Annotated in this window: 11 protein-coding genes; 7 read left to right on the forward strand and 4 right to left on the reverse strand. The window is 73.6% G+C overall.

Features of this window, described 5'->3' with window-relative positions:
• Nucleotides 1-93 precede the first annotated feature (93 nt).
• Together catC (ACWIX7_RS27020) and pcaD are read left to right on the forward strand one after the other, a co-directional pair.
• Nucleotides 94-381: a muconolactone Delta-isomerase gene (gene catC / locus ACWIX7_RS27020; RefSeq protein ID WP_448619479.1), complete on the forward strand. Its 288-nt coding sequence runs from the start codon at nucleotides 94-96 to the stop codon at nucleotides 379-381.
• A gap of 52 nt (nucleotides 382-433) precedes the next feature.
• Nucleotides 434-1,198 carry a 3-oxoadipate enol-lactonase gene (gene pcaD, locus ACWIX7_RS27025; protein WP_448619480.1) on the forward strand — a complete coding sequence of 255 codons (765 nt, stop codon included), beginning with the start codon at nucleotides 434-436 and terminating at the stop codon, nucleotides 1,196-1,198.
• A 77-nt stretch (nucleotides 1,199-1,275) separates the two neighbouring features.
• Here pcaD and ACWIX7_RS27030 read toward each other — a convergent pair whose 3' ends face one another.
• The 4 genes from ACWIX7_RS27030 to benA form a co-directional block, all read right to left on the reverse strand.
• Entirely contained in the window at nucleotides 1,276-4,053 is a 2,778-nt protein-coding gene (locus tag ACWIX7_RS27030) for an AAA family ATPase (RefSeq protein ID WP_448619481.1), read from the reverse strand.
• A 61-nt stretch (nucleotides 4,054-4,114) separates the two neighbouring features.
• Nucleotides 4,115-6,874 carry a benzoate 1,2-dioxygenase electron transfer component BenC gene (gene benC, locus ACWIX7_RS27035; protein ID WP_448619482.1) on the reverse strand — a complete coding sequence of 920 codons (2,760 nt, stop codon included), beginning with the start codon at nucleotides 6,872-6,874 and terminating at the stop codon, nucleotides 4,115-4,117.
• Nucleotides 6,875-6,948: 74 nt separating this feature from the next.
• Nucleotides 6,949-7,497 carry a benzoate 1,2-dioxygenase small subunit gene (benB, locus tag ACWIX7_RS27040; protein WP_175479399.1) on the reverse strand — a complete coding sequence of 183 codons (549 nt, stop codon included), beginning with the start codon at nucleotides 7,495-7,497 and terminating at the stop codon, nucleotides 6,949-6,951.
• Nucleotides 7,498-7,502: 5 nt separating this feature from the next.
• Nucleotides 7,503-8,879 (reverse strand): benzoate 1,2-dioxygenase large subunit, encoded by a 1,377-nt coding sequence (gene benA / locus ACWIX7_RS27045; RefSeq protein ID WP_448619483.1) that lies wholly within the window; start codon nucleotides 8,877-8,879, stop codon nucleotides 7,503-7,505.
• A 255-nt stretch (nucleotides 8,880-9,134) separates the two neighbouring features.
• Here benA and ACWIX7_RS27050 point away from each other — a divergent pair, with 255 nt between their 5' ends.
• The 5 genes from ACWIX7_RS27050 to ACWIX7_RS27070 all read left to right on the forward strand — a co-directional run bounded on the left by ACWIX7_RS27050 (nucleotide 9,135) and on the right by ACWIX7_RS27070 (nucleotide 14,159).
• The gene (locus ACWIX7_RS27050; RefSeq protein WP_448619484.1) at nucleotides 9,135-10,079 is read left to right on the forward strand and encodes a LysR substrate-binding domain-containing protein; all 945 of its coding nucleotides are present in this window, start codon (nucleotides 9,135-9,137) and stop codon (nucleotides 10,077-10,079) included.
• On the forward strand, nucleotides 10,076-11,179 hold the full coding sequence (locus ACWIX7_RS27055) for a mandelate racemase/muconate lactonizing enzyme family protein (RefSeq protein WP_448619485.1): 1,104 nt from the start codon (nucleotides 10,076-10,078) through the stop codon (nucleotides 11,177-11,179). The genes ACWIX7_RS27050 and ACWIX7_RS27055 overlap by 4 nt, the downstream gene beginning before the upstream one ends.
• 162 nt (nucleotides 11,180-11,341) lie before the next feature.
• Nucleotides 11,342-12,190, forward strand: a complete 849-nt coding sequence (gene catA, locus ACWIX7_RS27060; protein ID WP_448619486.1) for a catechol 1,2-dioxygenase — start codon at nucleotides 11,342-11,344, stop codon at nucleotides 12,188-12,190.
• Entirely contained in the window at nucleotides 12,187-12,555 is a 369-nt protein-coding gene (catC, locus tag ACWIX7_RS27065) for a muconolactone Delta-isomerase (RefSeq protein ID WP_448619487.1), read from the forward strand. The genes catA and catC (ACWIX7_RS27065) overlap by 4 nt, the downstream gene beginning before the upstream one ends.
• Nucleotides 12,556-12,758: 203 nt before the next feature.
• On the forward strand, nucleotides 12,759-14,159 hold the full coding sequence (locus ACWIX7_RS27070; protein WP_448619488.1) for an MFS transporter: 1,401 nt from the start codon (nucleotides 12,759-12,761) through the stop codon (nucleotides 14,157-14,159).
• The last annotated feature ends 28 nt before the right edge of the window (nucleotides 14,160-14,187 follow it).

A 14,187-nucleotide genomic window follows, 5' to 3' on the forward strand; every position in this document is an offset into this window, starting at 1 on the left:
ACCGGTCCGGGGCTCCCCGCACCCGCCCGAGGGCCCAGGTCCCCGGGCGGGTCCCGACTCGGCCGCCGTCGCCCGCTCCAGGAGGAACTGAGCATGCTGTTCCACGTCCGCATGGACGTCGCCGTCCCGCACGACCTCGACCCCGAGGAGCGCACCCGGCTGATCACCACCGAGAAGGCCCGGGCGCTGGAGCTGCAACGCAGCGGCACGTGGGTGCACCTGTGGCGGGTGGTCGGCCAGTACAGCAACATCAGCGTCTTCGACGTCGGCTCCAGCGACGAGCTGCACGAGATCCTGTGGAACCTCCCGCTGTTCCCGTTCATGACGATCGCGGTGACCCCGCTGACCGAGCACCCGTCGGCGCTGTCGGCCAACCCGTGACGGGTCCCGGGGCACCGTCCGGTCGCGGGTCCGCCGTCCCCGGGGAGGTCGCGTGACCGCACGCCTGCACGCCGTCGAGGACGGCCCGGCCGGCGCCCCGGTGCTCGTGCTCGGCCCGTCGCTGGGCACCGACACCGGCCTGTTCGACCTCCAGGTCGCCGAGTTCAGCCGCACGCACCGGGTGCTCCGCTACGACCTGCGCGGGCACGGCGGCTCGCAGGTCGTGCCCGGGCCGTGCACGATCGCCGACCTCGCCGGTGACGTGCTGGGGCTGCTCGACGAGCTGGCCGTCGACCGCTTCTCCCACGCCGGTGTCTCCATCGGCGGGGCGATCGGCCTGCAGCTCGCGCTCACCGTCCCCGACCGGCTGGACCGGCTGGCCGTCATCGCCTCCGCGGCCCGGTTCGCCGATCCGCCGTCGTGGGCGGTGCGGGCCGCCCAGGTGCGCGAGCAGGGCACCGAGGTCCTCGTGCCCTCGCGCACCGGCACCTGGTTCACCGAGGAGTGGGCCGAGCAGGAGCCGGCCGCGGCCGAACGGCTGCTGGACGTGCTGAGGGCCACCTCCGCGGAGGGCTACGCCGCCTGCTGCGAGGCGATCGGCGCCTTCGACGTCCGCGACCGGCTCCAGGACATCACCGCCCCGACCCTCGTGGTCGCCGGCGCCGAGGACCCGGCGACTCCGGTCGACATGGTCCGGCTGCTCGCCGACGGCATCCCGGAGAGCCGGTTCGTCGTCGTCCCCGGGGCCGCCCACCTGCCCAACGCCACCCACCCCGGCGCAGTGGGCGCCGCGCTGCGGGAGCACCTCGGCGACTGAGGGAGGACCTCCGCGGCTGACGTGGCTGCGGGCGCTGCACCTGGACCCGCGGCGGGACCCCGCGACGGCCCGGGCTCCTACCGGGGGGCCGGGACACCGACCCCCGGACCGCGGCCCCCGTTCCCCCTGGGAGCGGGCCCGCGGGAGAAGCGTGCGGCGAGTTCGGAACGGGACCGGACACCGAGCTTGGCGTAGACCCGGGTGAGGTGGAACTGGACGGTCTTGACCGACAGCAGCATCGACGCGGCCACCTCCTTGTTGGTCAGGCCGGTCGCGACGAGGGTGGCGACGGTCCGCTCCTGCTCGGTGAGGCCCTGCGCGTCGGCCTCGGCCCCCCGGGGCGTGGGCCGGCCGGTCTTGAGCTCCCGGTCGCAGCGCTCCACGTAGACCCGGGCGCCGAGCGCGGCGAACGACTGGCGTGCCGTGGTGAGCAGCGCGGCGGCGTCCCGCCGTCGGCCGGCGCGGCGCAGGGTGATGCCGTGGGCGAAGTCCACCCGTGCGCGCTCGTACGGCAGCGGCAGCACGGCCAGTCGTGCCCGCGCCTGCTCGAACGCCTCCTCCGCGCCGGGCAGGTCGCCGCGGGCGGCCAGCAGCCGGCCGCGCACGTAGCCGAGCCGGGCGCTCACCGAGCGGTGCCCCCGGCGCCGCGCCGTGGCCTCGAGCGGGAGGAGGAACGCCTCCGCCTCGGGGAGCCGGTCGGTGACGACGAGGGCGTTGGCGTAGACGTCGTGCCAGGGCCAGAACCCCGGTTCGTCGAGACCGCCGCGCGGCGTCCGGACGGCGAGGGGGGCGAGGTGGCGGACGACCGCGTCGTAGTCCGACGCCGCCTCGGCCACGTGCGCCCGCGCGAGCAGCGCAGGAACGGTCATGACGGTGTAGTCGTGCTCGGTGGCCGCGCCGAGCTGCAGGTGGCGCTCGGCGTCCTCGTGCTCCCCGCGCAGGGCGTGGACCTGGGCGCCGGTCCAGTGGACGAGGGGACGCAGCAGGTCCAGCCCGGTGGCGCTGAGCAGGGCCTCGGCCTGACCGACCGCGTCCAGGGCCCCGGACCAGTCGCCCAGGGCGAAGCGGGTGCGGGCCAGCCACACCAGGGCCCACAGGGAGATCCGGTTCGAGCCGGCCTGCCGCACGGTCGGGACGGCGAACTCCAGCTCGCGCCGGGCTGCCTCGGGCTGGTCCTGCGCCAGGTACAACCAGCCCAGGCCCATGCGCGCGCGCTGGTGCTGGGGTCCCGCCGGGCTCTCGGCGACCGCGTGCCGGTAGGTGGTGAACGCCTCGTCGACGCAGCCCCGGGCGGCGTGGCCCAGCCCCGCGATGGCGCGGGACTCGACGGCTGCGGGCGAGCCGGGCTCGGCGTGCTCGACGGCCCGGCCGGCCCACCGGACCAGTTCGTCGCCGTCCCAGTCGGCCAGGGCGTGGAGCACGTACCGCTGGCAGACGACGGCGGCGGCTCCGCGGTCGGTCCCCCGGAGACGCCAGGCGGTGTCGAGGTGGGCGGCGGCCTCGGCGCGGCGGCCGCGCTGGACGGCGACGTAGGCCAGGACGGCGTCGCGGCGGGGGTCGGTGGGCAGCGCCTCGACCTCGGGGAGCGCGTCCACGGCCTGCCCGAGCAGACCCGCTCCGGCCAGCGCGTCGACGGCCTGGATGAGGCGGGCCTCGCGGTCGGCCCGGGTGGGGCTGATGCGGCTGGCGTCGATGAGCGCGCCCGCGACGACGGCCCACGCCCCCTCGTCGGCCTTGCGCCGCGCCAGGTCCACCAGCTCGTCGGCGAGGCGCACGTCCGGCAGCGGTGCCGCCTCGACCCGGTGGCGGAGTCGCTCGGTGTCGTCGGTGACCACCGCGGCCGCGCGGAGGTGGAGCTCGTGCCGCGCCCGCGGCGAGAGGGTCGCGTGGACGGCCCCACGGATGAACCGCTCCGGGAAGGCGAGCGCGTCCAGGCCGTGACCGGCGGCGGTCGCCAGGAGGCCGGCGGCACAGGCCTCGTCGAGGGCGGCGATCGGGTCGGTGAGCCCGGCCAGGGTCGCCGCGTCGGCGAGCACGGGGTCCCGGCCGAGCACGGCCGCCGCCTCGACCAGCGCCCGTGCCTCCGGGGAGCAGCGGTCGAGGGCCTGGTGCACGCGGCGCTGCACGCTGGCCGGCGCGGGGAGCCGCGTCTGCCAGTTCGACCAGCGGGCCGGTGGGGTGTCGCGGAACAGCTCCAGGAGGTGGCCGGGGATGCCGGCGGTGTGCTCGCAGAGCCGCCGGGCGACGGGCATCGGGAGGTCGGCCGCCGCGACCCGTGCGGCGAGCAGCCGGGTCTCGGCCGGTCCGAGGCGCAGCACGGGGACGGAGGTGGCCGCGAGCCGGTCGAGGACGGCGTCGGCCTCCACGGTGCCGGCGTCCGGCCGGCCGGTGGTCCGGGCGAGCAGCAGCAGCACGGGGGCGCGGTGGGTGCGCGCGACCGCGGAGGCGATCGCCTGCAGGGACACCGGGTCCGCGTGGTGCGCGTCGTCGACGACGACGAGCAGCGGCTCCTCCCGGGCCCGGGTCTCCCACTGCCGGGCGAGTGCGGTGCCGAGGTCGACGGGGTCGTCGCCGGCCGGCCGCGCCGGGTGGTCCCCGGGGTCGTCGTCGAGGAGCCGCCGGGCCAGCGCCCCGGCCCGGCTGCTCTCCCACGGCAGCCCGGCGGCCGCCGTCGTCGGCACCTCGGGGTGCCGACGCAGGAACCGGCGCAGCAGGGTGGTCTTGCCGATCGCGGCCGGGCCCTCGACGACGACCACCACCGGCCCGCCGGCGCAGGCGCGGCGGAGCAGCGCCTCGAGCTGCGCGGTCTCGGTGGCCAGCCCCACGACGTGGGCGTCCTCGTCGGTCGCGCTCACGTCGACACCGTAGGGCCGGGAGGCCGGGGACTGCCCCGTGCGCAGCCTCCCGCCCAGCGGTTCAGCCCAGGTCGCCACCGGCCACGGGCAGGATGGTCCCGGTGATGTAGGAAGCCTCCTCCGACGCCAGGAAGGTGATGGCCGCGGCCTGCTCGTCCAGCGTCCCGTACCGCTTGAGCAGCGAGGACTCGACCGTCTGGTCGACGATCGACCGGTACCAGGACTGCTCCAGCTCCGTCTCCGGCGCCGGGCCGCGCGGGGTGCGGCGTGGTGGGGCGTCGGTCCCGCCCGGGGCGGTGGCGACGACCCGCACGCCGTGCGGGGCCATCTCGAGGGCAAGCGCGGTGGTGATGGCGTTGACCCCGCCCTTGGCCGCGGCGTACGGGAGGCGGTTGACCCCACGGGTGGCCACCGAGGACACGTTGACGATGGTGCCTCGCCCCCGCTCCACCATGTGCGGGACGACGGCGCGGCAGCACCACAGCGTCGGCCACAGGGACCGGTTGATCTCGGCCTGGATCTGCTCGGGTGGGTAGTGCTCGAACGGCTTGGCCCAGATCGTGCCGCCGACGGTGTGGACGGCGACGTCGATGCGGCCGAAGCGCGCCAGCGCGGCGTCCACGACGGACTTCGCGCCCTCCCAGGTCTCCAGGTCGGCGACGACGGGGATCGCCTCGGAGCCGGGCTGCCCCAGCTCCTGGGCCAGGTCGCGCACCAGCTCGGCGCGGTCGGCCAGCACCAGGGTCCCGCCCTCTGCGCTGATCCGCCGGGCCGTGCGCTCGCCGATCCCCTGCCCGGCACCGGTGACCAGGACGACCTGACCGGCGAACCGGCCCGGCGTCACGAACCGGGGACGGCGTCCCGCGGCGAGGTCGTGCATGGCCCGGCGGGTGGTCTCCTTGGACCGTTCCGCGTGCTCGGTGATGAGGACCCGGGCCCGCTCGCGGTCCTGTTCCCGGAACGCCTCGACGATGTCGAGGTGGTCCTGCGCGCACCGGGGGTGGCACCAGGTGGCCGAGCGGAGGGACTCCTCCATGTGCCCCTTGACGCCGAGCGCCTGGTAGGCGCGCAGCAGGTGCTCGTTGCCGGTGAGGGTGAACAGGTAGTCGTGGAAGGCGGCGTTGGTCTCGGTGTAGGCCGCCGCGTCCACGAACCGGTCGCCCTCGACGTAGGGCACGGTGGCCTCGGCCAGCACCCGGTAGCCGATGAGCTGCTGGTGGGTCAGGCGACCGATGGTGAGCTCGGCCGCGCCGAGCTCCAGCGCACGGCGGGCGTCGAAGATGGCGTCGGACTCGTGCACCGACGGGTGCTCCTCGCCGATCTCGTACCCGTCGGCCGTGATGGAGTAGCCCTCGGGGGTCAGGGTCGGCTCGACCGCTGCGTCCTCGGTCCCGGCGTCCGGCTGACCGGCCGGCGCGGGGGGTGCCGGCGGGGTGAGCTGCTCCAGCTCCACCTGGGGCAGCATCTCCTGACCGGCGACGGCGCGGGCACCGACGGCGGGCACGAGGTCCTCGGCGTCGTCCACGGGCAGGACGTCCCCGGTGGGGAACGGTTCCCCCAGCTGCTGCCCCGCCACCCGCCACATGTCCGACGGCGACTCGGTGCGCGGCCCGGCTCCGTCGGCGCCGAGGGGGGTCAGCTCCACCGGCGGGAACAAGCCCTGCCCGGCCGACGTCCGCCCCTCCCGGCCGTCCAGGGCCAGCAGCTCGGCGACGGTGTCCGGGACGACGACCGGCACCGGCGGGGGCTCGGGAGCGACCGCCTCGGACTCCGGCACGACGGCCTCGGGCTCCGGCTGGACGACCTCCTCGGCGGCCTCCGTCGGGACCGCGGCCAACGCGAACTTCTCGTAGTAGAAGCCCGAGGGAGCCACCCCCAGCCCGGCGACGTGCTTGCGGACCGCCTCGACCATGGCCGGTGGGCCGCAGAGGTACACCGCGGCACCGCCATCGTGCAGGTGCTCGGGCCCGTAGAGGCCGGTGACGTAGCCCTGGTTGGGGGCCTTCGTGGCCGGGTCGGCGACGCAGTAGTCCCAGGTGAGCCCCTCGATGCCGCCCGCGAGCCGCTCGATGACCTCCATCTCGACCAGGTCGTCGTCGGTCGTGACCCCGTAGACCAGGTGCATCTGCCGGTCGCTGCGGTTGCCCTCCAGCGTCCGCAGGATGGACAGGATCGGCGCCAGCCCGGTGCCGCCGGCCAGCAGCAGCAGTGGGGCGTCGGACTCGCGCAGGAAGAAGCTGCCGTGCGGACCGGTGAAGGTGATCTCGTTCCCGACCGCGGCGCGCTCCTCCAGGTAGGTCGACATGACGCCGCCGGGCGTGAGCTTGACCAGGAAGGTCAGCTCCTGGTCCTGCGGAGCGCTGCTGAAGGAGTACGACCGGGACTCCTCGGTCCCCGGGACGGCGATGTTGACGTACTGCCCGGGGAGGAACGCCAGGGCGTCCCGGTCGTCGATCTCCACGGTCAGCCCGACCGTCGTCGGGGACAGCCGGTCCAGCGCGGTGATCCGACCGCGGTGGGTGGCGGCGCTGGTCTTGGCCACCGCGGAGGTGGACGCGATCTGCAGCACCAGGTCCGAGCGCGGCTTCATGCTGCAGGTCAGCACGTACCCGCTCTCGGCCTCGTCGTCCGACAGCGCGTCCTCGAGGTAGCCGCCCATGTCGAAGTCGCCCGACTCGCAGAGGGCCTTGCAGGTGCCGCAGACGCCGTCACGGCAGTCCAGCGGGATGTTGATCCGCGACCGGTAGGACGCGTCGGCGACGGTCTGGTCGTCCCGGCAGGTGATGAAACGGGTGACCCCGTCCTCGAACGCGAGTGCCACGCGGTGGTCCATGGAGATCTCCGTACGTCGGAGGAACAGCGGCCTGGAGGGGAACAGCCTGGTGGAGCCGCTGCTCAGAGGTGGTAGACGTCGACGACGTGGTGGATGTAGTCGTTCTTCAGCACCACGGTCTTGCGCCGGATGAGCGGCGCGGGCCCGGAGAAGTCGATCGTGTAGAACGACGTCCCGTAGTAGGGGTCGACGGTCTTGTAGCGGAAGTACATCGTGTGCCAGTTGAACCGGATGTCGACCAGGTCGCCCCGGCGCTCGATCACCTCGACGTTGGTGATGTTGTGGCTCGTGCGCGGCTCGGGCAGCGACGTCGCGCTGGAGCGCTCGGTGCGGATCCGGAAGACGCGGTCCTCGAGGCCACCCTTGTTCGAGTAGTAGATGAGGGACATCTCCCGGTGCGGGTCCTCGGTGAGCCGGTCGTCGTCGGCCCACGACGGCATCCAGAAGACGACGTCGTCGGCGTAGCACTCCAGCCACTTCTCGAACTCGCGGTCGTCGAGGTAGCGGGCCTCGCGGTAGAGGAACTGCTCGATCATGTTCTGGGTGATGAGCTTCCCGCCCGCGGGCGCCGCCTCGGTCGGGGTCTGCACGGGGTTCTGGGTGGTGGTCACGGGGATCAGCCCTCCCGGGTCGCGGTGGACACGCCGGCCTGCTTCTCGACGGCGGCGCGCATGGTCTGCAGCCAGTAGCCGTGCTGGATCGGGTACAGCCCCTCGTCCTCGTTGCGCTGCCCCGCGGAGATGACGCCGTCCATCCCGAGGGCCTTGGCGACCGGGTCCGGCCCGTTGAGCCAGTGCTCGGCACCGCGGCTCATGTCGTTCCAGGGCGCGGCGGTCGCCCGGAAGGTGAGCTGGCAGGAGCGGAACTCCTCCAGGTCGTCCGGGGTGGCCATGCCCGAGGCGTTGAAGAAGTCCTCGTACTGGCGGATCCGGTGCTCACGGGCCTCGGCGCTCTCGCCCTTGGGCGCGATGCAGTAGATGGTGACCTCGGTCTGCTCGGGCGAGATCGGCCGGAAGTGCCGGATCTGGGTGCTGAACTGGTCCATCAGGTAGACGTTCGGGTAGATGCACAGGTTGCGGGAACCCTTGACCATGAACTCGCCCTTGGCCTCGCCGAACTGGGCCTTGAGCTCGTCCATGCGGTCCCACAGCGGGCGGTCCTCCGGGTTGGCCGCCCAGGTCCACAGGCACAGGTGCCCGTTGGGGTAGGACCAGTAGCCGCCACCGGACTTGCCCCAGCCGCCGGCGTCCAGCGCCTTGGTCGTGTTCTTCGACTCCCCCGTGCTGCGCCGCGAGGTCGTGGCCGCGTAGTTCCAGTGGGTCGCGCTGACGTGGTAGCCGTCGGCACCGTTCTCGGCCTGGACCTTCCAGTTGCCGTCGTAGGTGTAGGTCGAGGCGCCGCGCAGCACCTCCAGCCCCTCCGGCGACTGGTCGACGAGCATGTCGATGACCTTGGTCGTGTCACCGAGGTGCTCGGCGAGCGTGCTCACGTCCGGGTTGACGCTGCCGAAGAGGAACCCGCGGTAGCTGTCGAACCGCGCGACCTTGACCAGGTTGTGCGAGCCCTCCTTGTTGAAGCTGGCGGGGTAGCCGGCGCCGTCGGGGTCCTTGACCTTGAGCAGCGTGCCGTCGTTGCGGAACGTCCAGCCGTGGAACGGGCAGGTCAACGTCATCCTGTTGTCCGTCTTGCGGCGGCACAGCATCGCGCCGCGGTGCGCGCAGGCGTTGATGAGGCAGTGCAGCTCGCCGCTCTTGTCGCGCGTGATGACGACCGGCTGGCGGCCGATGTAGGTGGTGAAGTAGTCCCCTGCGTTCGGGACCTGGCTCTCGTGCGCGAGGTAGACCCAGTTGCCCTCGAAGATGTGGGTCATCTCGAGCTCGAAGATCTCCTCGTCGGTGAAGATCCGACGATTGGCCCGGTAGATGCCGGCCTCGGGGTCGTCGATGACGGCGTCGGCGAGGACGTCGTTGAGCTGGGTGGCGTCGACTGTCATGGCGGGCCTCCGGTCCAGTGGGCGGTGGTCGATTGCGCTGCCCCTAACTGTGGGTGGCGCCGGTCACGTTCGCGTCAGCAATGTGCCTAGTCCTGACCAGGCATTAATCAAGACTCCTGGCGTCTCAATCGAGCGGAACTAGGTCTTTGTCGATACATGGCCGGGGCCTCTACGTTGAGTGCGTCACAGCCGCTGTGGCACGGCGCGTCCCCTGGACGCCGAGCCGGCAGCCGACCGATCGACGGAGGAGGGCACGTGGAGATCCGCCAGCTGCACTACTTCGTCACCGTCGCCCGGACCCGCCACTTCGGGCGGGCGGCCGAACGCCTGCACATGGCCCAGTCCCCGCTGTCCCAGGCCATCCGCCAGCTGGAGGCCCAGCTCGGGACCGCGCTGTTCACCCGGACGACGCGGCGGGTCGAACTCACGCCCGCCGGCGAGGCGTTCCTGCAGGACGCCGAGCGCATCCTCGACTCGATCGAGGCCGCGCGGACCCGGGTCCAGCTGGTCGGCGCCGGCAGCACCGGCCTCCTCCGCGTCGGGGCGACCGGGTTGGCGGCGCTCCGCCAGCTGCCCCAGCTGGCCCGGATCGCCGCCCGGGAGGTCCCTGGACTGGTGCTGCGGTTCCAGTCCGACCTGCTCACCCCGGCGCAGGAACTGGCCCTCGAGGAGGATCGGATCGACCTCGCCGTGCTGCGTCCACCGCTGCGCCGAACGGGGCTGTCGTCCCGGCTGGTCACCCGGGAACGGCTGGTCCTCGCTGCGTCCAGCAGCCACCGTCTCGCCGGTGACGAGCCGGTCGGGCTGACCGAACTGCGGGACGAGGACTTCGTGTTCTACGGCGCCGAGGGCTCCGTCGTGGACACCGTCGTGACCCAGGCCTGCCTCGCCGCGGGCTTCCTGCCCCGGCGCACCCACCAGGCCGCGGAGACCTCGATCGTGCTCACGCTCGTCGCCGCCGGCCTGGGCGTGGCCCTGCTGCCCGAGTCCGTGCTGGCGCTGCGCGTCGACGGGGTCAGCTTCGTGCCCGTCGCCGACGACGTGCACATCGACCTGGCGCTGGCCTGGCGGCGCGAGGACCGCTCCCCCGCCCTCGCCCGGCTGCTCGACGCGCTGGAGGCCAACGGCTTCCTCGTGCCCGACACGGGGTTCCCCACCCCGACCGCACCAGACACCGCCCCCCTGGGAGGCACCCGGTGAAGATCGTCCGGATCGAGGCGATCCCGTTCGCGATCCCGTACAAGAAGCCGCTGCGCTTCGCCAGCGGCGAGGTGCACGTCGCCGACCACGTGCTGGTCCGGGTGCACACCGACGACGGCGTCGTCGGCGTGGCGGAGGCCCCGCCGCGGCCCTACACCTACGGCGAGACCCAGGAGTCCATCATCGCGGTGGTCGACAAGCTCTTCGCGCCGCAGCTGGTGGACCTCACCCTGCTGGAGCGCGAGACCGCCTCCGCGCGGATGGAGCGCACCGTCGGCAACCCGGCCGCCAAGGCGGCCGTGGACATGGCGATCTGGGACGCGCTGGGCCGCACGCTCGGGGTGTCGGTCTCGGCTCTGCTGGGCGGCTTCACCGACCGGATGCGGGTGTCGCACATGGTCGGGTTCTCCTCCGACGCCGAGATGGTCGCCGAGGCCGAGCGGGTCCGCGACACCCACGGCATCCGCACCTTCAAGGTGAAGGTGGGCCGGCGCCCGGTGGAGCTCGACGTCGGCGCCTGCCGCGCCCTGCGGGCGGCGCTCGGGCCGGACGTGGAGCTCTACGTCGACGGCAACCGGGGCTGGACGCCGTCGGAGGCGGCCCGTGCCCTCGACGCGATGGCCGACCTGGGCCTGACGCTGTCCGAGGAGCTCTGCCCGGCCGACGACGTCCTGGGCCGGCGCTGGCTCACCTCCCGGACGTCGGTGCCCACCGTGGCCGACGAGAGCGCCACGACGCCCGGCCAGGTGACCCGCGAGCTGCTGGACGGCGCGGCCACCATGATCAGCATCAAGACGGCCCGCACCGGGTTCAGCACCTCCCAGCGCATCCTGCACCAGTGCGAGGGCCTCGGCGTCGAGGTCGTCATGGGCAACCAGATCGACGGCCAGGTCGGCACCGCCTGCACCGTGGCCTTCGGCGCCGCCCACCGGCACTCCGCACGCCGGGCCGGTGAGCTCTCCAACTTCCTGGACATGAGCGACGACCTGCTCACCGAGCCGCTGGAGATCTCCGGCGGCGAGCTCGCCGTCCGTCCCGGACCCGGGATCGGCATCGACATCGACCCCGACAAGCTCGCCCGCTACCGCCAGGACGCCTGAGGGGAAAGGACCCCGTCCGCTTCACCGCTCGCGAGCTCGCGGCGAGCCTCCGGACGGGGCCTGCCCGGGACGGGGCCGCGGCGAGCCCCTGGACGGGGCCGGCAGGCAGGCCGCCGTCCCATCCGCACCACACCCCAACCGCAACGACGCAGGAGGACCACCATGACCGCGACCGACGTCAACCCGACCGCGGCTGGCTCCGGCCGCAACGCCACCGAGCGCTTCGCCCAGAAGGAGCGCAACGCCGCCACCGTCGACCAGGCGCGCGTGTCCGCCATCGCCACCGACGCCATCACGGCCCTGCACGAGGTCATCCGCAAGCACGGGGTGACCTACGCCGAGTACGACGCCCTCAAGGCGTGGCTGATCCGGGTCGGTGAGGACGGCGAGTGGCCGCTGTTCCTCGACGTGTGGATCGAGCACGTGGTCGAGGAGGTCGCCAACGCCGACCGCAAGGGCGCCGTCGGCACCATCGAGGGCCCGTACTACATCCCGGGCTCGCCGGAGTCCCGCAGCGAGGCCACCCTGCCGATGCGCGACGGCGAGAAGGGCACGCCGTTCGTGTTCCAGGGCACCGTCACCGACCTCGACGGCACCCCGATCGAGGACGCGCGGGTCGAGCTGTGGCACGCCGACGACGACGGCTACTACTCGCAGTTCGCGCCGGGCATCCCCGAGTGGAACCTGCGGGGCACCGTCCTCACCGGCGCCGACGGCCGGTTCGCGTTCCACACGATCGAGCCCGCGCCCTACCAGATCCCCACCGACGGCTCGTGCGGCGCGCTGATCGCGGCGGCCGGCTGGCACGCGTGGCGCCCGGCCCACCTGCACCTGAAGGTGTCGGCCCCCGGCAAGCAGCTGGTCACCACGCAGCTGTACTTCGCGGGCGGGCAGCACGTCGAGGACGACGTCGCCCAGGCCGTGAAGCCGGAGCTGGTCCTGCACCCGACCCCGGCCGCCTCCGGACAGGGCGAGGAGGTCACCTACGACTTCGCGCTGGACCCCACGTGAGCGAGCTGTACGCGGTGCGGATGGACGTCGCGCTGCCGCCGGACATGGACCCGGCGGCACGCGACGACCTCCTCGCCCGGGAGAAGGCCTACTCCCAGCGCTGGCAGCGCTCGGGCCACTGGCCGCGCATCTGGCGCTGTGTCGGCCAGTACGCCAACCTCAGCGTCTTCGCCGTCGACAGCAACGAGCAGCTGCACCAGATCCTGTGGGGCCTGCCGCTGTTCCCGTACATGACCATCACGGTCACCCCGCTGGCCGCGCACCCGTCGGACATCGCGCAGGACCCGGCGCAGCAGGACACCGCGCAGGACCCGGCGCAGCAGGACACCGCGCAGGACCCGGCAGCCGACGCGTCCTCCGGCTGACCGCCGCACGGCCCGCACCCCCGTACGACCCGCACCCCCGTATGACCCGCACCGCCGCACGACCCGCACCGCCCGGCGACCTCTCTCCAGCCCGGCGCACCTCCCCTCCCCCACCCGTGGCGACGTCGGTCGCCGGGTGCCCCCTGCCCTGCCACGGCTCCCATGCCGCCTCCGAGCCAGGGCCCGTCCCGAGGAGCACAGCAGTGACACCATCCACGCACGACGGAGCCGTCCGACAGGACGCGCTCCGTCGCAGGTCGGTCACCTGGATCGTCTCGCTGGCCACGGTCGGCCTGGTCTTCGACGGCTACGACCTGGTCGTCTACGGGACCGTCGTCCCGCTCTTCCTGCGCGACCCGAGCCAGATCGGCGAGGTGACGCCGGCCCTGGCGGGCGCGCTGGGCAGCTACGCGCTCATCGGCGTGCTCGTCGGCGCGCTCGTGGCCGGCAGCGTCGCCGACGTCATCGGCCGCCGGAAGGTCATGCTCACCGCCTACGCGTGGTTCTCCGTCGGCATGGCCCTCACCGCCCTGGCGACGAGCACGACGACCTTCGGCCTGCTCCGCTTCGTCACCGGCATCGGGGTCGGCGCCCTGGTCGCCACCACCGGGGCTCTGGTCGCCGAGTTCGCGCCCGCGGGGAAGAAGAACCTGGCCAACGCGATCTCCTACTCGGGGGTGCCGCTGGGCAGCCTGCTCGCCGCTCTGCTGGCCATCCTGCTGCTGGACGTCATCGGCTGGCGGGGCATGTTCTGGATCGGCGCCCTGCCGCTGCTGACGCTGCTCCCCCTCGCCTTCCTCAAGATGCCCGAGTCCCCGGCCTGGCTGGCGTCGCGGGGGCGCCTGGACGAGGCGCGGGCCGTCGCGGCGCGGACCGGGGTGTCGCTCACCCTGCCGGCCGCGGAGGGCCCCCGGGTCCCCGAACCGGCCGTCGAGGGCCGTGCGGGCTTCGCCGGGCTGGCCGGCCGCACGTACCTGCTGCCGACCTTCCTGCTGGGCCTGCTCAGCGCGACCGGTCTCCTGCTGGTCTACGCGCTCAACACGTGGCTGCCCGAGCTGATGGGCCGCGCCGGCTTCTCCACCAACGGGTCACTGGCCTTCCTGCTGGTGCTCAACGGCGGCGCCGTCCTGGGCGCGCTGGCCGCCTCCCGGTTCGCCGACCGGTTCGGGCCCAAGCCGGTGGTGGCCGCGTCCTTCACGCTGGGTGCTGCGGCGATCGCGCTGCTGACCGTGAGCCTGCCGCTGGGCGTGCTGCTGGCCTTCGTGGCGGTCGTGGGGCTGGGGACGAGCGGGACGCAGATCCTCATCTACGGCTTCGTCGCGACCTACTACCGCACCAACGTGCGCAGCGCGGGTGTCGCCTGGTGCGCCGGGTTCGGGCGCCTCGGCGGCATCGGCGGTCCGCTCATCGGCGGCCTGCTCGTCGCCTCCGGCATCGCGCTCAACACCATCTTCTACGTGCTGACCGCCCTGGCCGTGCTCGGCGCCCTGCTCACCCTGGTCGTGCCGACGGCGGACGCCCGGCACGCGAGGGCGGCCCGCCGGTCGGCGCCGGCCGCGCTCGCCGTGGAGCCGGGCGACCTGCTGGCCGACAGGGCCCGGTAGCGGGCCGGCACCCACGGACACACGAGCC

The organism is Geodermatophilus sp. URMC 65, assembly GCF_053502545.1.

What these genes read in the sequence shown, in the direction of transcription:
- benA (WP_448619483.1), bottom strand. Translation starts at nt 8,879, where the DNA reads ATGACAGTCGACGCCACCCAGCTCAACGACGTCCTCGCCGACGCCGTC.
- catA (WP_448619486.1), top strand. Translation starts at nt 11,342, where the DNA reads ATGACCGCGACCGACGTCAACCCGACCGCGGCTGGCTCCGGCCGCAAC.
- catC (WP_448619479.1), top strand. Translation starts at nt 94, where the DNA reads ATGCTGTTCCACGTCCGCATGGACGTCGCCGTCCCGCACGACCTCGAC.